The organism is Falsiroseomonas sp. CW058, from assembly GCF_050563535.1.
Classification (GTDB): Bacteria; Pseudomonadota; Alphaproteobacteria; order Acetobacterales; family Acetobacteraceae; genus Falsiroseomonas.
The window spans coordinates 87,812-107,985 of sequence record NZ_JBNXUO010000011.1 but is presented as its reverse complement, the minus strand read 5'-3'; the positions used below and the strand labels follow the sequence as shown (position 1 = coordinate 107,985).

The 20,174-nt window shown below is 75.3% G+C and carries 17 protein-coding genes; 9 read left to right on the top strand and 8 right to left on the bottom strand.

All coding sequences use genetic code 11. The features are described 5' to 3' along the window. Window positions 1–8 precede the first annotated feature (8 nt). Window positions 9–203 (top strand): hypothetical protein, encoded by a 195-nt coding sequence (locus tag ACK8OX_RS11440; RefSeq protein WP_430664215.1) that lies wholly within the window; start codon window positions 9–11, stop codon window positions 201–203. On the opposite strand, the gene ACK8OX_RS11435 is transcribed toward ACK8OX_RS11440, so the two are convergent. Genes ACK8OX_RS11435 through ACK8OX_RS11425 form a run of 3 tightly spaced genes read right to left on the bottom strand, consistent with a single transcriptional unit; the run spans window position 200 to window position 2,045 of the window. Further along, on the bottom strand, window positions 200–1,201 hold the full coding sequence (locus ACK8OX_RS11435; protein ID WP_430664214.1) for an enoyl-CoA hydratase/isomerase family protein: 1,002 nt from the start codon (window positions 1,199–1,201) through the stop codon (window positions 200–202). The two genes, ACK8OX_RS11440 and ACK8OX_RS11435, sit on opposite strands and share 4 nt — an antisense overlap. Window positions 1,202–1,238: 37 nt before the next feature. Next, window positions 1,239–1,673, bottom strand: a complete 435-nt coding sequence (locus tag ACK8OX_RS11430) for a hypothetical protein (protein ID WP_430664212.1) — start codon at window positions 1,671–1,673, stop codon at window positions 1,239–1,241. Window positions 1,674–1,682: 9 nt separating this feature from the next. Next, window positions 1,683–2,045, bottom strand: coding sequence for a hypothetical protein (locus ACK8OX_RS11425; protein ID WP_430664211.1), 363 nt, complete (start codon window positions 2,043–2,045; stop codon window positions 1,683–1,685). 114 nt (window positions 2,046–2,159) lie between these two features. Between ACK8OX_RS11425 and ACK8OX_RS11420 the strand changes: the two genes are divergently transcribed. From ACK8OX_RS11420 to ACK8OX_RS11390, 7 genes are all read left to right on the top strand, one after another. After that, window positions 2,160–3,242 carry an ABC transporter ATP-binding protein gene (locus tag ACK8OX_RS11420; RefSeq protein ID WP_430664210.1) on the top strand — a complete coding sequence of 361 codons (1,083 nt, stop codon included), beginning with the start codon at window positions 2,160–2,162 and terminating at the stop codon, window positions 3,240–3,242. A gap of 68 nt (window positions 3,243–3,310) precedes the next feature. After that, window positions 3,311–4,375 (top strand): ABC transporter substrate-binding protein, encoded by a 1,065-nt coding sequence (locus ACK8OX_RS11415; protein WP_430664209.1) that lies wholly within the window; start codon window positions 3,311–3,313, stop codon window positions 4,373–4,375. A gap of 40 nt (window positions 4,376–4,415) precedes the next feature. Then, on the top strand, window positions 4,416–5,600 hold the full coding sequence (locus ACK8OX_RS11410; RefSeq protein WP_430664208.1) for an ABC transporter permease: 1,185 nt from the start codon (window positions 4,416–4,418) through the stop codon (window positions 5,598–5,600). Beyond that, on the top strand, window positions 5,597–6,367 hold the full coding sequence (locus ACK8OX_RS11405; protein ID WP_430664207.1) for an ABC transporter permease: 771 nt from the start codon (window positions 5,597–5,599) through the stop codon (window positions 6,365–6,367). The genes ACK8OX_RS11410 and ACK8OX_RS11405 overlap by 4 nt, the downstream gene beginning before the upstream one ends. A gap of 67 nt (window positions 6,368–6,434) precedes the next feature. Beyond that, window positions 6,435–7,172 (top strand): superoxide dismutase, encoded by a 738-nt coding sequence (locus ACK8OX_RS11400; RefSeq protein WP_430664206.1) that lies wholly within the window; start codon window positions 6,435–6,437, stop codon window positions 7,170–7,172. Between the two features lie 81 nt (window positions 7,173–7,253). Further along, a complete protein-coding gene (locus tag ACK8OX_RS11395) occupies window positions 7,254–8,354 on the top strand; it encodes an SDR family oxidoreductase (protein ID WP_430664205.1) in 1,101 nt (366 codons plus the stop codon). 87 nt (window positions 8,355–8,441) lie between these two features. Further along, on the top strand, window positions 8,442–10,274 hold the full coding sequence (locus ACK8OX_RS11390) for a hypothetical protein (RefSeq protein WP_430664204.1): 1,833 nt from the start codon (window positions 8,442–8,444) through the stop codon (window positions 10,272–10,274). A 21-nt stretch (window positions 10,275–10,295) separates the two neighbouring features. On the opposite strand, the gene ACK8OX_RS11385 is transcribed toward ACK8OX_RS11390, so the two are convergent. From ACK8OX_RS11385 to pgi, 5 genes are all read right to left on the bottom strand, one after another. Continuing rightward, complete coding sequence (locus tag ACK8OX_RS11385) at window positions 10,296–11,450, bottom strand: glycosyltransferase family 2 protein (protein WP_430664203.1); 1,155 nt, start codon at window positions 11,448–11,450, stop codon at window positions 10,296–10,298. After that, window positions 11,447–13,537: an HAD family hydrolase gene (locus ACK8OX_RS11380; protein WP_430664202.1), complete on the bottom strand. Its 2,091-nt coding sequence runs from the start codon at window positions 13,535–13,537 to the stop codon at window positions 11,447–11,449. The genes ACK8OX_RS11385 and ACK8OX_RS11380 overlap by 4 nt, the downstream gene beginning before the upstream one ends. 105 nt (window positions 13,538–13,642) lie before the next feature. Then, entirely contained in the window at window positions 13,643–14,815 is a 1,173-nt protein-coding gene (locus tag ACK8OX_RS11375; RefSeq protein WP_430664248.1) for an FkbM family methyltransferase, read from the bottom strand. Between the two features lie 91 nt (window positions 14,816–14,906). Next, complete coding sequence (locus tag ACK8OX_RS11370; protein ID WP_430664201.1) at window positions 14,907–15,422, bottom strand: RNA pyrophosphohydrolase; 516 nt, start codon at window positions 15,420–15,422, stop codon at window positions 14,907–14,909. Further along, window positions 15,413–17,038, bottom strand: coding sequence for a glucose-6-phosphate isomerase (gene pgi, locus ACK8OX_RS11365; RefSeq protein ID WP_430664199.1), 1,626 nt, complete (start codon window positions 17,036–17,038; stop codon window positions 15,413–15,415). The genes ACK8OX_RS11370 and pgi overlap by 10 nt, the downstream gene beginning before the upstream one ends. A gap of 104 nt (window positions 17,039–17,142) precedes the next feature. Here pgi and ACK8OX_RS11360 point away from each other — a divergent pair, with 104 nt between their 5' ends. Continuing rightward, the gene (locus ACK8OX_RS11360) at window positions 17,143–20,163 is read left to right on the top strand and encodes a PAS domain-containing protein (protein ID WP_430664198.1); all 3,021 of its coding nucleotides are present in this window, start codon (window positions 17,143–17,145) and stop codon (window positions 20,161–20,163) included. The last annotated feature ends 11 nt before the right edge of the window (window positions 20,164–20,174 follow it).

Below are 20,174 nucleotides of genomic sequence, written 5' to 3'. Positions count from 1 at the left end.
ACCGCAAGATGTCATCGCATCCGGACCGCGGCAGCGGCGCCAACACCAGCACCCCGGCCGGGCCGGGCAACCAGCCCGATCCCGGCCCGGCACCGGTGGGCCCGGCCGTGCACCCGCCCCCGCAGACCCCCGCCGAGACGCCGCAGGACCCCGGCCCCGCGCCGGTCGGCCCCGCCATCCACCCGGAGCGGACGGGAGGCTAGCCCCCCGGCGGGAACAGCGTGGCGGGGTCGGCCTGCGGCGCCCAGGCCGGCCGGTTGTCCTTGTCCACCAGCACCGCGCGCACGCCCTCGGCGAAGTCCGGATGGCGGGTCACGGTGCGGGTCAGGGCGAGTTCCATCGCCAGGCAGCCCGCCAGGTCGCGCCCTGCGCCGCGGCGCAGCAGTTCCAGCGTGACCGCCAGGCTGGTCGGCGACATGCGGGCGAGGATGGCGAGCTGCTCCCGCGCCCAGTCCGTCCCCTCCGCCTCCAGCGCGGCGCGGATGGCGGGCAGCGTGGCGTGGGCGAAGCAGCGGTCGATCGCCGGGCGCAAGGCGGCGACGGCGCCGGGCGGCACCGGCCGGGCGAAGCGGTCCACCGCCGCGGCGTCGCCCGCCATCAGCGCGGCGCGCAGCGCGGGCAGGTCCGCGCGCGGGACGAAATGGGTGGCGAGGCCCGCCTCCACCGCCTCCGCCCCCTTCAGCCGCGCGCCGGTCAGCGCCAGCCAGTTGCCGAGCCCCCCGGCCAGCCGCGGCAGCACGAAGCTGGTGCCGACATCTGGGAACAGCGCAATCGCCGTCTCCGGCATGGCCAGCAGCGCTTGTTCCGTCACCACGCGGTGGCTGCCATGGACGGACACGCCGATGCCGCCGCCCATGCAGACGCCGTCGATGAGGCTGATCCAGGGCCGGCCGAAGCCCGCGATGGCGGCGTTCACCGCGTATTCGCCGGCGAAGAAGGCCTCCACCCCCGCGGCATCGCCGGCCAGCGCCAGGTCGCGGATGCGGCGCACGTCGCCGCCCGCGCAGAAGGCGCGCCCGCCCGCCCCTTCCAGCACCACCAGCCGCACCGCCGGGTCGGCCCGGAAGTCCCGGATCGCGGCGTCGAGGGCCGCGATCATGCCGGTGTCGAGCGCGTTCAGCGCGCGCGGCCGGTTCATCAGCAGCGTCCCGGCCGCGCCTTCCCGGCGGGCGATGAGGGTGGGTTCGGCGGTGTCGGACATGCGGCGGCCCCGGGATTGCTGCCCCGGGGCTAACAAGTCACCGGCGGGAGAGCAACCCGACCGCGATGGCGGTCACCGCCGCGCCGATCAGCCCCTTCTTGGCCGTCTGGCTCTTGAGCAGCGGCGCCAGTACCACGGCGCGCGCCGCGCCGTCGCCAAGCTGGCGCAGCGCGTCCTGCCGCACGCGCTTCGCCTCGATCGCGATCGGGTCGTGCCCGGCGCGGCGCGCCAGCCAGCCGAACAGCGCCAGCAGCACCAGGTCGGCGAAGCCGACGATCAGCGCCGCCCAGACCGGCCCCTGCCCCGGCGCCAGGGCCGCGAAGGCCGCCACATGCAGCATCAGCAGCAGCAGCAGGCCGAACACCGCGGCCACCGCCGCGAAGGCCGCCTGGATGCCATGCGCCCGCGCCAGGCGGCGAAGGTGCAGGGCCTCCGCCTCCCACGCCGCGCGGGCCAGTTGGAGCAGGCGCATCGCCCCGGCTCAGCGGTGGTGGCGGTCCGGGTAGACATAGGTCGTCCCGCCCATCAGCCGGCCGAGGATGTAGCCGCCGATCGCCGCCGCCGCGATGGTCAGCAGCGGGCGTTCCCGCACCGTGTCGGCGACCGCATAGGCGTTGTCCTCGATGGTCTGGCGGGCGCGGCGGGAATAGTCCTCCACCGTGTCCGCGGCGGTGCCGAGGGCGGGCGTCACCCGGTCCTCCATCAGGCGTTCCACCTGCGCGCGCAGGCGGGCCAGCTCGGCGCGCGCATCCTCGGCGAGCCGCTGGCCGGACGCGGCGGCGTCGCGCCCGAGGCGGGCCGCGTCGTCGCGCAGGTCGCGCATGTCGTTGGCGTGCTGAGACATCGGGGGCCCCCTCGATCCGTTGCGGTGTTGCGCGACGAACGCCCGCGGACCGGTTCGGGTTGCAGCGCGCGCCGCCGTTGACAGTCCCGCGACCGGCGCGGAGCCTGGGGCGCGATGGACAGCCCGTTGCTGCGCTTCGAGCGCGTGTCGAAGACCTATCCCGTCGCGGCGCGCGGCGCCCTGCCCGCCGGCGCGGCGCTCGCCGCGCTCGACCTCGACGTAGCGCGGGGCGAGCTGCTGACGCTGCTCGGCCCGTCGGGGTCGGGCAAGACGACGACGCTGATGCTGCTGGCCGGGTTCGAGGTGCCGGATTCCGGCCGCATCCTGCTGGAAGGCCGCGACATCGCGCGGCTGCCGGCGCACCGGCGCGGCATCGGCGTGGTGTTCCAGTCCTATGCGCTGTTCCCGCACATGACGGTGGCGGAGAACGTGGCCTTCCCGCTCGAGGCGCGGGGCGTGCCGAGGGCCGAGCGCGCCGCGCGCGTGGCCCGCGCGCTGGAGATGGTGCGCCTGCCGGGGATGGCGGGGCGCCGGCCCGCGCAGCTCTCGGGCGGGCAGCAGCAGCGCGTGGCGCTGGCCCGCGCGATGGTGTTCGAGCCGCCGGTGGTCCTGCTCGACGAGCCGCTCGGCGCGCTCGACAAGGCCCTGCGGGAGGAGATGCAGTTCGAGATCCGGGCGCTGCACCAGCGGCTCGGCCTCACCATGCTCTACGTCACGCATGACCAGGCGGAGGCGCTGACCCTGTCCGACCGCATCGCGGTGCTGGCCGGCGGGCGGCTGCGGCAGCTCAGCCCGCCGCAGGCGCTCTACGACGACCCGGTGGATGCCTTCGTCGCCGGCTTCGTGGGCGAGAACAACCGCCTGCCGGGGGTGGTGGCGTCGCGCGACGGCGCGCTGTGCCGCGTGACGCTCGAGGGCGGGCAGGAGGTCGCGGCGCGCGCGGCCGATGCGGCGCCGGGCGCGCGCTGCGCGGTGATGGTGCGGCCGGAACGCGTGGCGCTGGCCGAAGCGGGGTTGCCGGCGCGGGTAGTGGACGTGCTGTTCCAGGGCGACCACCTGCGGCTGCGCCTCGCGCTCGACGGGGGGGCGGAGCTGGTGGCGAAGCGCCCGGCGGGGGAAGCGGTGCCGGCAATGGGGGAGGCGGTGCGGGTCGCCTGGCCGCCCGACCAGGCGCGCGCCTTCGCCGACGGGGCGTAGCGGCCCATCCCTTGCGCATGGGCTGCCCCCCAGTGCTAGCCTCGGCGCCTTCACCGGAGGGAACGGGAATGCGCGACGGGATGCTCGGCCTGGCCAGGCGCGCGGTGCTGGCGCTGGCGGGGATGGTGGCGATCGGCGCGGGCGGCGCGGCGGCGCAGACCCGCGACCTGACGGTGGTGTCCTGGGGCGGCGCCTACCAGGATGCGCAGCGCGAGGTCTATTTCCGTCCCTGGATGCAGGCGCGCAACGCGCGGATGCTGGAGGAGACCTGGGATGGCGGCGTCGGCGTGCTGCGCGCGCGCATCCAGTCCGGCGCCAACACCTGGGACGTGGTGCAGGTGGAGAGCGAGGAGCTGCTGATCGGCTGCGAGGAGGGGCTGTTCGAACGGCTGGACTTCGCCGCCATCGGCGGGCGCGACAACTACATCCCCCAGGCCGTCCACGAATGCGGCGTCGGCGCCATCTACTACTCCTTCGTGCTGGCCTGGGACCGCGCGCGGCTGCAGACGGCCCCCCGCGGCTGGGCCGACTTCTTCGACACCGCCCGCATCCCCGGCCGGCGCGCGCTGCGCCGCGGGCCGAAGACCACGCTCGAGATCGCGCTGCTGGCGGACGGCGTGCCGCCGGGCGAGGTCTACCGCCTGCTGGCGACCGAGGCCGGGGCGGACCGCGCCTTCCGCAAGCTCGACAGCATCCGCCGCGACCTCGCCTGGTGGGAACGCGGGTCGCAGCCGCCGCAGTGGCTCGCCTCGGGCGAGGTGGCGATGACCAACGCCTACAACGGGCGCATCGCGGCGGCGAACGCGACGGACGGGCGGGACTTCGGCATCGCCTGGGACGGCAACCTCTACACGCTCGACAGCTGGGTGGTGATGCGCGGCAGCCCGAACCGGCAGCGCGCGCTGGACTTCCTGAACTTCGTCGGCCAGGCGCAGCAGCAGGCCGGGCTGCCGCCGCGCATCCCCTATGGCGTCACCGCGCGCGGGGCGAATGCGCTGCTGCCGCAGGCCGTGCTGGCGCAACTGCCGACGGCGCCGCAGAACGCCGCCGCGGCGCTGCAGATCGACGACCGCTTCTGGCTCGACCACCTCGACCGGCTGAGCCAGCGGTTCAATTCCTGGGTGAGCCGCTGAGCGCGGCGGTCCCGGCAGGGGCGCCGCCGCGCCGCCCCGCATGACCACCCGCCGCGCCGCGCTGCTGCTCGTCGCGCCGCTGTTCCTCGCGCTGCTGGTCGGCTTCGTCGCGCCGATCGGCGGCTTCCTCTGGCGCGCCGTGGCGGATGCGGAGGTGGCCGCCGCCCTGCCGCGCACGCTCGCCGCGCTGCGGGGCTGGCAGGAGGCCGCGCCGCCCGAAGCCGCCTTCGCCGCGCTGGCCGAGGACCTGCGGGAAGCCCGCGCGCGGGACATGGAGACGGGCGCGGGCGGGCTGGCGCGGGCGGCCGCGCGGCTGAACGCCGAACTGCCGGGGATGCGGAGCCTGCTGACCCTCACCGCGCGCCGCGTCGCGGGGGAAGGGGAGGACCGCGCGCGCATCCTCGCGGCCGGCGAGGCCTGGTCCACCCCCGCGCCCTGGGCCGCGATCCGCCGCGCGGGCGGGCCGGTGACGGATCTCAACCTGCTGGCCGCGCTCGACCTGCGGCGCGATGCGGCGGGCGGCATCGCGCCGGTGCCGGAGGGGGAGAGGGTCTTCCGCGCGGTGCTGGCGCGCACGCTGTGGATCTCCGCCATGGCGACCGCCCTCTGCCTGCTGCTGGGCTATCCGCTGGCCTGGCTGATCGCCACCGCGCCGGCCCGCGCCGTGCCCTGGCTGCTGGGGGCGGTGCTGCTGCCCTTCTGGACCAGCCTGATCGTGCGCACCGCCGCCTGGATGGTGCTGCTGCAGAAGGAAGGGGTGGTGAACGCCGCGCTGCTGCGGCTGCACCTGGTGGACGCGCCCCTGCCGCTGCTGATGAACCGCTTCGCGGTGCTGGTGGCGATGGTCCACATCCTGCTGCCCTTCATGGTTCTGCCGATCCTGGCGAGCCTGCGCGAGATCGACCCCCGCCTGCCGCGCGCGGCGGCCTCGCTCGGCGCGGGGCGGGCGCGGGTGTTCCGCCGGGTGGTGCTGCCGCTGTCGCTGCCGGGGGTGGGGGCGGGCTGCCTGCTGGTCTTCGTGCAGGCGCTGGGCTTCTACGTCACGCCCGCGCTGCTGGGCGGGCCGGACGACCAGATGCTGGCCTATTTCGTCGGCTTCTACGCCAACCGCACGGTGAACTGGGGGCTGGCGGCGGCGCTGTCGGTGCTGCTGCTGGGGGCGGTGGCGGTGCTGGTCGGGCTGTATGGCCGGCTGGTCGGCTTCGACAGGGTGCGGACGGCATGAGGGCGGCGCTGTGGGCCTTCGGGCTGCTGGTCACCGCCTTCCTGCTGCTGCCGATCCTGGCGGTGCTGCCGCTGTCCTTCTCCTCCGGCGGGTTCCTGCACTACCCGCTGCCGGGGCTGTCGCTGCGCTGGTACGGGGTGGTGCTGACCTCGGAATTCTGGCTGCCGGCGCTGCGCAACTCGCTCGTGCTGGGCGTGGCGGCAGCGGCGGCGGCGGCGCTGCTCGGCACGCCGGCGGCCTTCGGGCTGTGGCGCTGGCGCGGGGCGGGGCGGGGCCTGGTGCTGGCGGTGCTGCTGGCGCCGATGGTGGTGCCGTCCATCATCGTGGCGGTGGCGCTGCTGCTGGCCTTCGGCCCGCGCGGGCTGGCCGGCACCTTCGCGGGGCTGGTCATCGCGCACGCCATGCTGGGCGTGCCCTTCGTGGTGGTGACCGTCCTCGCGTCCCTCGCGCGGTTCGACCCGGTGCTGCTGCGCGCGGCGGCGGCCTGCGGCGCGACGCCGCTGCGCGGCTTCTTCCGCGTCTGCCTGCCGCGGATCATGCCGGGCGTCGCGGCGGGGGCCGTCTTCGCCTTCGCCACCTCGCTCGACGAGGTGGTGGTGGTGCTGTTCCTGGCGGGCCCGGGACAGCGCACCCTGCCGCGGCAGATGTTCGCGGGGCTGAACGACGAGATCAGCCTGGCGGTGACGGCGGCGGCGGTGCTGATGGTGGGGCTGTCGGTGCTGCTGCTCGGCGCCGTGGCCTGGCTGCAGCGGCCGGGACGGGGCTGAGGGGCTTCCCCCGGCGGCATCCTTCCCCATGTGACGGGTCCGACACGTCGCCAGGGAGAATGCCAGAATGACCGTCCTGCACCGCCGCGGGCTGTTCGGCGCCGCCGCCGGCCTCGCCGCCGCGGCCCTTCCCTGGGCCACGCCGCGCCGGGCCTTCGCGCAGGCCGCCGCCCCCGCGGGCCCGCATGCCCTGCCCGCCCTGCCCTACGCCTTCGACGCCAACGAGGCGGCGATCGACGCGCGCACGATGGAGCTGCACTGGCGCTTCCACCACGGCGCGCAGGTGAACAACCTGAACGCCGCCATCCGCGAGCACACGGCGCTGCACGACATGCCGCTCGACCGGCTGCTGATGAACCTCGCCCAGGTGCCGGAAGGCGTGCGCACCGCGGTCCGCAACAACGGCGGCGGCCATGCCAACCACAGCATGTTCTGGCAGATCATGGGCGGCCGCGGCGGCGACCCGGCGGGGGAGCTGGCGCAGGCCATCGCGCAGGACTTCGGCGACGTCGCCACCTTCCGCAACCGCTTCAACGCGGCCGCCAACGGCGTCTTCGGCAGCGGCTGGGCCTTCGTGACGGTGAACCGCGAAGGGCGGCTGGCCATCGTCACCAAGGGCGGGCAGGACAACCCGCTGATGGACGGCGCCCGCGTGCTGATGGGCAACGACGTGTGGGAACACGCCTACTACCTGCGCTACCAGAACCGCCGCGCCGAATACACGGCGAACTGGTGGAACGTGCTGGACTGGACGCGGATCGGCGAACGCTACGCGGCGGCGAAGGCCGGCACGCTCGGCACCTGACCGCGGCGCGGGGCGCGCGGGCGGAACCCCCGCCGCGCCCCGCTGTTGCTGCGGTCCGAACCCCCCGGGAAGCGCAGCGACATGACCTTCCGCCTCAAGCCGCTGGCGCGGCAGACCATCCTCATCACCGGCGCCTCCTCGGGCATCGGGCTCGCCACCGCCCGGATGGCCGCGGCGCGGGGGGCGGCCGTGGTGCTGGTGGCGCGCGACGAGCCGAGCCTGGACGGGGCCGTGCTCGGCATCCGCGACAGCGGCGGGCGGGCGGAGTACCGCGTGGCCGACGTGGCGGACCGCGACGCGCTCGAAGCCGCGGCCGCCTTCGCCGAGGAACGGTTCGGCGGCATCGATTCCTGGGTGAACGACGCCGGCACCAGCGTCTACGGCACGCTCGAGGACACGCCGGTCGAGGACCAGCGCCGCCTGTTCGAGACGAACTACTGGGGCACCGTCCATGGCAGCCTGATCGCGGCGGGGCGGCTGCGGGCGCGGGGCGGCGCCATCGTCAATCTCGGCTCGGTGCTGTCGGACCGTTCGGTGATCTTCCAGGGCACCTACTGCGCCACCAAGCATGCGGTGAAGGCCTTCACCGACGCGCTGCGGATGGAGCTGGAGGCGGCGCGCGCGCCGGTTTCCGTCACCCTGATCAAGCCGGCGGGCATCGACACCACCTTCCAGGAACATGCCCGCATCCTGATGGACACGCAGGGCGTGAAGGTGCCGGCGCCGGTCTACGACCCCCGGCTGGTGGCCCGCGCCATCCTGCATGCCTGCGAACACCCGAAGCGCGACATCGTGGTGGGCGGCGGCGGGGCGGCGGTCTCGGTCCTCGGCAACCTGTTCCCCCGCACCACCGACCTGGTGATGGAGGCGGTGGGCCGACGCATGCAGGTGACAGGGCATGACGGCCGGCCGGAGATGCGCGACAACCTCTACGAGGGCCGGCCCGGCGGCCACGAACGCTCCTCCATCCCCACCCAGCCGCATCGGCGCACCAGCCTGCTGCTGGAAGCGCAACTGCATCCCGCGGCGACGCTGGCGGTGGCGGCGGGGCTCGGCGCGCTGGTGCTGGGCGCGATGGCGGCGCGGCGGATGGGCGATGGCGCCATGCGCCGGATGCTGCCGCCGCTGGCCGGGCACCTGCTGGCGCGGGCGGCGGGGCACCACCGGCCGCGCTGGCGCTGAAGCGGGCCGCTTAAGCGGCCCTTCACCAGGGCAGGCGCAGGATGCCGCCACGGCCGGGCGCGCGCGTCCCGGGCCGCGGAGCCCAGGATGGCCGCACCGACGCCGAACGCCGCCGCCGATCCCGGCCTGGCGGACAGCATCTTCACCTTCACCTTCACCGCCACTTCCGGCGACGCCTGGGGCGGCTGGTTCGTCGCCGACAGCGCCGCCTTCGCGGCGGGATTCGTCCTGACCACCGCCGCCGGCCGCTACGCCGTCACGGCGGAGCAGGAAGCCGGCCTCGACCTCGGCCCGCAGGGGCTGGAGGAGAGGCAGGTCTTCGTCGAATGGTACCGCGACGCCGGCAGCGGCCTGTTCCTGCCCACCCGCAACGGCGCCGCGACCGCGGCGGGGCTCGCGGGCCTCGGCAGCGAAAGGGACGCGGCCTGGACGGGGCTCGGCTGGGACGGCTTCGGCGCGGGCGGCGCCGACCAGGCCGATGCCGCCTCGATCCCCGCCGACAGCCTGTTCACCTGGAGCTTCACCGCCCGGTCCGGCGACCGCTGGACTGGCGTGCTCTACGACGCCGCCGCGGCCTTCCAGCCGGGCGACACGGTGCCGACGGCCGAAGGCAGCTACCGCATCCTCGACGAACGCCGCATCGCCGGCGGGGAGGAGACGGCGGAGCGCGGCACGGTGCGGCTGACCGGCGGGTATTTCGATGCCGCCAGCGGCACGACCCTGGCGGTGCAGGATGCGGATGCCGCGGTGGATGCCGGCGCCGGGGGCCTGGGCAGCGAGACGGGCGCGGCCTGGACCGGGGAGGGCTGGGTCGCCTTCGGCGCGGGCGGCGCCTTCCAGGCCGATGCGGACCGCGATGCCTCCTACTACTGGACCTACTGGCATCCCTGGACCGGCGATGCCTATGGCGGCTGGCTGATCGACGATGCCGGCCGCTACGCCGCGGACCAGCGCATCCCGGCGAATGGCGGCGAGTACCGCATCTGGTCGGCCACCCCCCTCGACGGGTCGAGCGGCTTCGCCGACGGCACGATGTGGATGACCTTCTACTACGACGCCGGCAGCGGCCGCTGGCTGGAACCGCTGGCCTGGGCGAGCGGGCAGCAGCCGCTGCCGATGCGCGGCCTCGGGCTCGAAGCCGACTGGATCTGGGACGGCGACAACCACGACTGGGCCGGACGCGGCGAGACCTGGTGGGTGACGGTGGAGCAGGACAGCGTCTATCGCTGGTCCTTCTGGTCGCCGCAGACCGGCGATGCCTATGGCGGAACGCTGGTGGCCGATGCAGGGGCCTACAGCCCCGGCGACACGGTCTGGGCCAATGGCGTGCCCTACCGCATCGAGGCGGAGGAGGAACTTGGCCGCCGCGCCGACGACCCCTGGGGCACCGTCCGCATCGACTACTACTACGACGGCGGCAGCGGGCGCTGGCTGTGGAACGCCACGCGCGACACCGGCGCCCCCGTGACGCGCGACGGCCTCGGCACCGAGACGGACTGGGTCTGGGCCGGCGATGGCTGGGACTGGTTCGGCCGCGGCGAGACCTGGTGGGTCACCTTCGAGCAGGACAGCCTCTATCGCTGGTCCTTCTGGTCGCCGCAGACCGGCGATGCCTATGGCGGAACGCTGGTGGCCGATGCGAGGGCCTACACCCCCGGCGACACGGTCTGGGCCAATGGCGTGCCCTACCGCATCGAGGCGGAGGAGGAACTTGGCCGCCGCGCCGACGACCCCTGGGGCACCGTCCGCATCGACTACTACTACGACGGCGGCAGCGGGCGCTGGCTGTGGAACGCCACGCGCGACAGCGCCACCCCCGCCACGCGCGACGGCCTGGGGGCCGAGACGGACTGGGTGTGGGACGGCGACAACTGGGACTGGTTCGGCCGCGGCCAGACCTGGTGGGCAGGGGTGGAGTAGGGCGCGCCCCGCGGCGGCGGGTCAGCCCCGGACCAGCCGCCGCACCAGGGCGTAGAGGCGCTGCACCGGCCGCAGCATCTTGCGCTGCCAGGACGCCACCAGGCGAAGCTCCGCCATCCACTCCCGGATCTCGCCCACCTCCCGCTCCAGCCGCGCGAGGCGCCATTCGGGGATCGTCTCGACAGGCGGCGGAGGAGGCGGGGGCGGGGGCGGGGGCGGGGGCGCGGGCGGCGGCGGGGCCGGGATGGACTTCGCCGCCTGCTCCACCGCATGCAGGGCATGCAGCAGCGGCTGGAGCAGGCCCAGCATCTCCGGCCGGCCGGACAGCGCGGCGCGCACCATGCCGTTGCGCAGCCGCACGTTCAGCGCCTCGTGCATCGCGTTGCCGTCGATGACGGTGTTGCTGTAGGCCGAACTCGTGCCCTTCTCGCGGTGGCAGTAGTAGGCCAGCGGCTTCGCGACATAGCCGATGTCGCCCAGCAGCATCAGGCGCAGGTTGAACTCCCAGTCGCCCAGCACCGGCAATTCGCCGTTGTAGCCGCCCACCAGCTCCACGGCGCGGCGGCGGAACAGCATGCAGATCGGCGGGAACTGGTTCTCCACCAGCATCCGGCGGAAGTCGATCGTGCCGCGGCCCAGCAGCCAGGTCTCGCGCCCGGTCTCGCGCACCTCGCCGCCTTCCATCCTCTCCCGCACCACCACGCAGCCGGTGGCCACGGCGACGTAGTGGCGGTTGGCGGGCGAGGCGAGGAAGGCGGTGGTGGTCGCCAGGAAATCCGGGTGCCAGGCGTCGTCGTCGTCATGGATGACGACCAGTTCCTCCGTTGCGCGGGACAGCGCGGCGTTGGAGGCACGCTCCATCCCCAGGCTCTCGGGGTGGTGGATCACCGTCACCCGGTCGCCGAGCGCGGGGCGGTAGTGGCGCAGCATCGCCTCCACCTCCGCCGGGTCGCCGCCGTCGTTGACGATGTAGAGATGCCATGCGGCGTGGCGCTGCGTCAGCACCGAGGAGACGGCGCGGTGCAGCAGCAGCACGCGGTTCTTGGTGCGCATGACGATGGCGACGGTGGGGGAGGCCGGGGCCGGCGCGGTCGCCTGCGGATGGGCGGCCGGGTAGTATTGCGGCCGCGGCGCCAGGTCCGGCGGCGCGGGCTGCGGGGCGGGCGCGTCGGTCATGTGAACTGCCTGAGGGTTCGGTGCCCGGACTGCTCCAGCGCGGCCCGCATGCGTGCGGCGAATTCGCCGCGTTCCGGCCGGCCCCGCAACTGGGCGAGCCAGCTTCGCGCGGCGCCGACGGCCCAGTCCGTCTCGCCCGGCAGACCGTCGGGGGTGGTGCCCATGCAGGGCGGCAGCGCATCGGGCACCAGGGGCACGTAGTCGGTGTGGTCGAAGTCGCGCGCATGGCGGATGCGGCCGAGCACCGCGAGCTCCGTCTCCGTCGGGCTCAGCGCCACGCGGGAGATGGCGGCGAGCCCGGCCTCCCGCGTCAGCTCCGCCAGCGTCAGCGTGCCGCTGCGCCCGGTCGCGAAGATCTCCCGCAGGGCGGCGACGGTTGCGTCCTGGAAGGGCTGGATCAGGGCGGCCTGCTGCGCGCGCTCCACCCGGCTGTCCTGCAGGACGGGGCGCCAGCGGCCATCCTCCTGCCGGTATCCGGTGGTGGTGCCGTCATCGGCCAGGTGCAGGTTCTCGAGCAGGGCGACGGCGTTCACCAGGCCGGGCTGTTCGTCGAAGGACAGGAAGTCGTTGCCGAAGCAGCCCTCCATCCAGCCCGCAACCGGCCGGCGCCGCTGCGCCGCCGGCCAGAGCCCGTAGTAGAGCCCGGTCAGCCGCGGCTCCGTCCCGCCGTCCCGCAGCAGCCGCGCGATCGCCGCCTGCAGCGTGCCGTGCCAGCCGATGTCGACGATGGCCTGCCGCCGCCCGTCCATCCCTTCCTGCGCGAGGTAGCCGACCACGGCCTGGCGCATCGGCGCGAGCGCGGCGAGGATGGCGCGGTCGTGCCGGCGCAGCACTTCCCGCAGGCGGGGCCAGTCCTGCCAGGGGACGACCGTGTCGAGCCCGCCGAACTCCGCCCCCGCCTCCTCCACCAGCGCCGCGCAGCCCATCAGCCCGGCGCGCGACAGCAGCCGCCCGACCGGCGCGCGGGCGTGGCAGAGCGTGTCGAGCGCGCCCTCGGCCAGCCGCCCGTCCGGCGTCGGCATGGCGGCCTCCGCCAGGTTCAGCGTGCGGCGCGACACATGCAGGTAGGTGGCGGGGATGCGGGTCCGCGCGCCGCAGCCCGCTTCCTCCCAGGCGCGCTTCACCAGCCAGCCATCGCGCGCGCAGAACACCACGCGTTCGATGCCGAGCTGCTGCACCCGGCTCTCCACCCAGCGGAGGAAGCTGCCGACGACGACGGCGCCCCAGCTCGCGCCGAAGCCGCGCATGAAGCCGGCGGGGTCGGTCTGCGGCGGTTCCGGCAGCACGGCGCGGCGCGCGGCGAAGGAGAAGGGCAGCACCGCGGGGTTCAGCGGCGCGCCCGGCCGGCGGTCGGACCGCGCGCGGGCGAAGTGCAGCGCGTCGATGCCGACGCGCTTCGGGCTCTCCACGTCGCTCCAGGCGTCGTCGCCGATGTGCAGGATGCGCGCGGCGTCGCCGAAGCGTTCCCGCAGCAGGGCCCAGACGCGGCCCGACCCCTTGCTGCGCCGCGTCTCCGACGAGACGGTGAGGTCGAGCGGCCCGGCATAGCCCGAGATCTCCAGCAGGCGGCGGATCTCGGCGCCCGGCAGGTACATGTCGGACACGAAGACGACAGGCTTGCCGGCTTCCTGCGCGAGCCGCACCGCCTCCTGGATCTCCGGCACGCCGAAGACCAGCGACCGCTCGGCCTCCAGCTCCGCCTCCCGCATCGCCGGCAGGTGGGCGCCCAGCGCCGGCACGCGGCGGGCCAGGGCGGCCAGGATCTCGTCGAGGGTGATGTCGTCATGCCCCCGCGCATGCGCCAGCGCGCGGGCATCGGATTCCGCCAGTTCGCGCTCCTCGGCGAAGCCGCGCGCGGCCTCGCCGATCGTCGCGACCAGCCGCGCCTCGGTCATGGCGAAGGCGTCCACCGGCGCGTCGCAGCGGCGGCTGAGCGCGGTGTCGAAGACATCGAGGGACAGCAGGTCCGCGCCGGCGAGGTGGCGGCGGAAGGTGGCCATCCACTCGGCATCGAGGGACCAGGCCGGCCGGGGCGGCCAGCCCTGCGGCGCCTGCCCGCCCACGATCGGGTGCTCGGTCTGCTGCATGGCTCTCCCTTGGCGCACCGGCGGGTCCGGCGCCGGCCGCGGCGTTCCAAACACAGTTTCCCGCCCGTGGGAAGCCGGCGGGGGCCGCGCCCCCGGCCGCCCGCGTCAGCCGCCGCCGCGCAGCAGCCGCATGCCCGCGCGCAGCGGCGCGGTCGCGCGCCAGGAGGTGCTGCCCAGCATGCGGTCGCGCAGCGCGGCGAGTTCCGCGGCCTCGGCCCGGCGCGCGGCGGCCTCGGCCTCCAGCCGGCCCGCTTCCGCGGCCAGCCGCGCCACCTCCCCTTCCAGCCCCGCCACCTGCCCTTCCAGCCGCGCCGCCTGCGCGCGGGCTGCCGCCGTCTCGTTGCGGGCGGCGGTCAGGCTGGCGGTGACGTCCTGGAGGGTGGCGGCGGCGCGGGCCAGCGCCGCGTCGCGCTCCGCGATCTCGCGCTCGCGCCCGGCGATCGCCTCCTCCCGCGCGGCGAGGCGCAGGTCGCGCTCGGTCGCGGCGCGGCGCGCGGCTTCCACCATGCGGCGGCCCGATTCCTCGTCGAAGGCCGCCGGGCCGGACAGGCCGAGCCGCGCGGCGTCGATGGAGATCAGGTTCACCTCGGTCCGCGCCACCACCACGTAGCCGACGCTGCCGAGGAAGCGGGCGATGGCTTCCGTGTTGCCGGGGTGGTGGTGGTCGGAGGGTTCCGCCTGCACCACCAGCGGGCGGAAGCGGGCGAAGTCCAGGTCGCGCAGCACGGCGAGGTCCAGCCCCTCGATGTCGATCGACACGAAGGCGGGCGGGCGGTCCGGGAAGTGGCGGGCCAGCAGGTCGTCCACGCGGATGGCGGGGACCGTCACCACCTCCCGCTCGCCCACCACGCCGTCGCGCCACTGCAAGACGAAGTCGCGGTCGAGCGAGCTGAGCTCGTTCTGGTTCGAGACGTAGAGCTCGATGCTGTCGCCCTCGCCCACATGCACGGCGGCGTGCAGGATCTCGTCCCCCGGGCGATGGGCGCGCAGCGGGCCGAGCAGCCGCGGATTGGCCTCCACCAGCACGCCGGTCATGCCGAGCGCGCGGTGCAGCAGCCAGGTGGCGTTGGTGGCGACCGGGTGGTTGGCGCCGATCTCGAGGTAGCGCTCGCGCGAGAGGTCGAGGCCCTCGCGCAGGGCGACGGCGCGCAGCAGCGCGAGCACGATCACATCCTCGCCGCATTGCGCGTAGTATTCGATGGAGCGCACCGGGATGTCGGGCGCCTGCATGCCGGCGGCGGCGATCGCCTCGTACACATTGTGGTTGAGCGGCGGCATCGTCACCTGGTGGTCACTCCCAACTCCGCCGCGGTGCGCCCGGGCGCCCTGCCGGCCATGCGGCGCGGCGGCGGATCAACCTGCCGGGGAACTAGCGTGATTTCGCAGCCGAGGCCAGCGCCCGCGCCAGCGGGCCGAAGGCCTGCGCCAGCACCTCGTAGATCGGGCGCTTGAAGGACACCGCCAGCGCCGGCAGCTCCTCGATCCCCGCCCAGCGCCAGGCGTCGAATTCCGGATGCGAGTCGGCGTCCAGCCGGATATCCGCGTCCCGCCCGGTGAAGCGCAGCGCGAACCACCGCTGCCGCTGCCCGCGGTAGCGCTGCGCGATGCGGAAGCCGCGCCCCGCCAGTTCGGGGGGGAAGTCGTAGGTCAGCCATTCGGGGTGTTCGGCGATGATCTCGGCGCGGTCGGTGCCGATCTCCTCGGCAAGCTCGCGCAGCACCGCCGCGCGCAGGTCCTCGCCCGGATCGACGCCGCCCTGCGGCAGCTGCCAGCCGCCCGCCGCGCCTTCCGCATCCGGCATGTCCGCCCGCCGCGCGACCAGCACCAGCCCCGCGCCGTTGAACAGCAGCGCGCCCACGTTGTCGCGGTAGGGTTTCAGCTCCACAGCGCCCGGATCTCCCCAACCATCGCCGCCGTCGCGGCATCCGCCGCCGGCTCGCCGCCTTCCAGCGCCGGCAGGATGCCGCCCGCCAGCTGCTTGCCCAGCTCCACCCCCCACTGGTCGAAGGGGTTGATGCCCCAGAAGGCGCCGAGGCAGGCGACCTTGTGCTCGTAGAGCGCGACCAGCGCGCCGAGGCTGCGCGGCGTCAGCGCGGGCAGCAGCAGCGTGACGCTCGGCCGGTCGCCCGGGAAGGCGCGGTGCGGCGCCAGGCGGTCGATCTCGGCCTGCGGCAGCCCGGCCTCCGCCATCCCCGCCCGCGCCTCCGCCTCCGTCCGGCCGCGGGCCAGCGCCTCGGCCTGCGCCAGCGCATTGGCCAGCAGGATGCGGTGGCTCGCCGCATGGGGGTGGTCGGGGCGCGCGACCAGCACGAAGTCCACCGGCACCTTCGCCGTGCCCTGGTGGATGAGCTGCAGGAAGGAATGCTGCGCGTTCGTCCCTGGCTCGCCGAACACCACCGGCCCGGTGGCCGAGCGCACGGGCCGCCCATCCGCCGTCACGCGCTTGCCGAGGCTTTCCATCTCCAGCTGCTGCAGATGCGCGGCGAAGCGGGCCAGCCGCTCGTCATAGGGCAGCACGGCGCGCGCGGGCAGGCCGAGGAAGTTGACATGCCAGACCTCGAGCGCGGCGAGCAGCAGGGGCAGGTTCGCGGCGTCCGGCGCGGCCAGGAAATGCTCGTCCATCTCCCGCGCGCCGGCCAGCAGCTCCGCGAAAGCGTCCATCCCGCAGGCGAGCGCGACGGAAAGCCCGACCGCCGACCACAGCGAGAAGCGCCCCCCCACCCAGTCGCGGAAGCCGAAGACGCGGTCGGGGGCGATGCCGAAGGCGGCGGTCGCGGGCAGGTTGGTGGACAGCGCCGCCAGATGCGCCGACGCCGCGGCCCCGCCCAGCGCACGGCCCAGCCAGGCCTTCGCCAGCCCGGCATTCGCCATCGTCTCCTGCGTCGTGAAGGTCTTCGAGGCCACCAGCACCAGCGTCCTGCGCGGGTCGAGCGAGGGGCGCAGCGCCTCCCACGCATGGGCGTCCACATTGGCCAGGTAATGCGCGCGCATCGGCATCCCCGGCCGCCACAGCGCGCGTGCCACCATCGCGGGACCGAGGTCGGAGCCGCCGATGCCGATGTTCACCACGTCGGTGAAGGCTTCGCCCGTGGCCCCCGCGATGGTGCCGCGATGCACGTCGCGCACGAAGCCCGCCATGGCCGACAGCGTGCCATGCACGGCGGCCGAGGCATCCTCCGCGCCCGCGGCGAAGGTGCCGGGAGGCGCGCGCAGCGCCATGTGCAGCGCGGCGCGGCGTTCCGTCCCGTTCACCGCCACGCCCGCCGCCATGGCATCCCGGAACGCCGCCACACCCCTCTCCCGCGAGAGGTCGAGCAGCGCGCCCAGCACCTCCTCCGTCAGGGATGTGCGGGACAGGTCCATCAGCAGGCCCGCGCCGCGCCTTGCGAATCGGGCGGCGCGGCCGGGATCGGCGTCCAGCAGGGGGCGGATGGCGCCCGCGCCGGGCGCGCGCGCAAGGGCCGACAGCCTGTCCCACGCCGTCTCGCCCGGAATCGCCATGTCGTTCCTCCTGCGGCACCTTCCGCTTCCATGCCGGCGTCCGATCCGGCAATGATGAGCAGTGCCCGAACCTAGATACCGGGCCGGGGAAGGACTGCGAAGGGATGGGCAGGCAGGCCGGGCGACTGGCGGCAATGGGGGGCGGCCGTCCCGGGCGATGGCTCGTCCTCAGCCTCGGCGCCTTCGCCCTGCTCGCGACCGCACTCTTCGTCGCCAGCACCCTGTCCGACCGGCGGGCGACGCTCGACCAGGGCCGCATCGACGCCGAGAACACCGCCGCCCTGCTGGCCGAACAGGCGGACCGGGCGCTGCGGGTGGCCGAGATCACGACCGCGCGCGTCGCGGCCATCGCGGCGGAGCGGGGGCTCGGCTGGCTGCGCGGCCCGGGCTGGGCGGAGTTCAGCGGCCTCGACGCGGCAGCGCCCGAGATCGGGTCGCTCTGGGTCTTCGATGCGGACGGGCGGCTCTTCACCAACAGCCTTTCGCGCGAGCCGCCGCCGGCGGACTTCTCGGACCGGGACTTCCTCGCGCCGCTCCGCGCCGGCGGGCAGGAACACCTCTCGGGCCTTGCCTACGGGCGGATCAGCGGGCTGTGGTTCTATTCCTGGAACCGGGCCATCCGGGCGGAGGGGCGGTTCCTCGGCGTCGCCCAGGCCTCGATCCATGGCGAGGAATTCGCCCGCGTGGCGGAATCGCTCGCCCTCGGGCCGGGCGCGGTGCTGCGCGTGGCGCGGGCAGATGGCGCGCCGCTGATGCGCTGGCCCCTGCCCGACCGCGGCACCCTGCCCGACGACCCGCCCCCGCCCGGCCCGCGCGGCCATGCGGAGGAGACGGGGCCGGATGGCCTGGTGCGGCTGGTCGCCTGGCGCCGGGCGCCGACCATGCCGGTGGTGGCGGTCGCCGCCATCTCCCGCGACCATGTGCTGGAACCCTTCCGCCGGCGGCTGCTGCGCAACGGGCTGCTGTTCGGCCTGTCGCTGGCGCTGGCAGGCAGTCTCGCCGCCGCCGCGCTGCGCGCCGGCCGCCGCGAGGCCGCGGCGCGCCTTGCGGCGGAGGAACGCGGCGCCGCGCTGACCGCGGCGCTTGCGGGGCGGGAGGCGCTGCTCGCCTCGGTGCAGGAGGGGGAGGCGCGGCTGCGCCTGGCCGAGCAGGCCGGCGGCATCGGCGCCTGGGACTGGGACCTGCGCGACCGGCGCCTGACGGTGGTGGGCGACATCTTCGCCGGCTGGGGCCTGCCGCCGGGCCTGCCGGCCGGGCCGCGCGGCTTCCGCATCCTGCCGCTGCGCGCCGCGCTGCGCGCCATCCACCCCGCCGACCGGCGCGCCGCCCGCGCCACGCTCGCCGCCGCGCTGCGCGACGGGACGGCGGTGGAGGTGGAGGTCCGCCTGGCGCGTCCGGGTGCGCAGCGCTGGATCGCGCTGCGGGCGGAACCGCGGCCCGACCCGGATGGCTGGCCGCGCCGCCTGCTCGGCGTCGCGCTCGACGTCACGGCGCGGCGGCGGCAGGCGATGGCGCTGGCCGAGGCCAACGCGACGCTGGAACGCCGGGTCGCCGAGCGCACGGGCGCCCTGGCCGAGGCCAATGCCCGCCTGCGCGAGGGCGAGGCCCGCTTCCGCGGCATCTTCAACGGCACCTTCCAGTTCATCGGCCTGCTGTCCCCCGACGGCACGCTGCTGGAGGCGAACGAGGCGATGCTGCGGCTTGGCGGCGTCGCCGCGCCGCAGGTGATCGGCCGCCCCTACTGGGACGCGCCGTGGTGGCCGGACGACCCGGCCCTGCGCGCCCTGGTGCGCGACGGCGTCGCCGCCGCCGCCGCGGGCCTGTTCTTCCGGCGCGAGACGGCGATGCGCGACGCCGCGGGCCGGACGATCTCGATCGACTTCTCGGTGACGCCGGTGCGCGACGAGGACGGCCTCGTCTCCCTCCTCGTGCCCGAGGCGCGCGACATCTCCGACCTGAAGGCCGCGCAGGCGCTGCTGCACGAGGCGGCGAAGATGGACACGCTCGGCCACCTCACCGGCAGCGTCGCGCACGACTTCAACAACCTGCTGATGGCCGTGCTCGGCAACCTGGCGCTGGCGCGGCGGCGGCTCGGCCCCGGCGCGCCGGAGGTGCTGCGCCACCTCGACGCCGCCACGCAGAGCGCGGAGCGCGGCGCGATGCTGACGCAGCGCCTGCTGGCCTTCGCGCGGCGGCAGGACCTCCGGCCCGCCGCCGTGGACCTCGCCGCGCTGCTCGCCGGGATGAAGGACCTGCTGCGCCGCTCGGCCGGGCCGCTGGCGACCGTCGTCGTCGAGGTGCCGCCCGGCCTGCCGCCGGCGCAGGTGGACCCGCACGCGCTCGAACTCGCGCTGATGAACCTGGCGGTGAACGCGCGCGACGCCATGCCGGGGGGCGGGCGCCTGACCGTGGCGGTGGACCTGGCCGCGGGCGACCCGCCACCCGGCCTCGCCCCCGGCCGCTGGCTGGCCATCGCCGTCACCGACACCGGGCAGGGCATGGACGAGGCGACGCTGAGGCGCGCGGTCGAGCCCTTCTTCTCCACCAAGGCGCCGGGCCAGGGCACCGGGCTCGGCCTGTCCATGGTGCATGGGCTTGCGGCGCAGTCGGGCGGCGCGCTCGAGATCCGCAGCGTCCCGGGGGAGGGCACGACCGCGACGCTCTGGCTGCCGGTCGCCGGCCGCCCCGCCGCGGCGCCGCAGCCCCGGCAGGACGCCGCGCCCATCCTTGGCAGCGGCGCCGTGCTGCTGGTGGATGACGAGGCGCTTGTGCTGGAGAGCACGGCCGCGATGCTGGAGGAACTGGGCTACGACGTCATCCGCGCCGCCTCGGGGGAGGAGGCGCTCGGCGCGCTCGCCCGGCATCCGCATCTCGGCCTGGTGGTGACCGACTACGCCATGCCGGGCATGACCGGGGCGACGCTGGCGCAGCGCGTCGCGGAACGCCGGCCGGGGCTGCCGGTGATCCTTGCCACCGGCCATGCCGGCCCCTGGCCCGACACGCCCGGCGCGCCCGCCCGGCTCGCCAAGCCCTATTCGCTCACCGAGCTGTCGGAGGCGGTCGCAGCCGCGCTGCGCGGGAATGGGGCAGCGGCGACGCGGGGGGAGGCCCAGGCGCCTTCCTGATCCCCGCACCG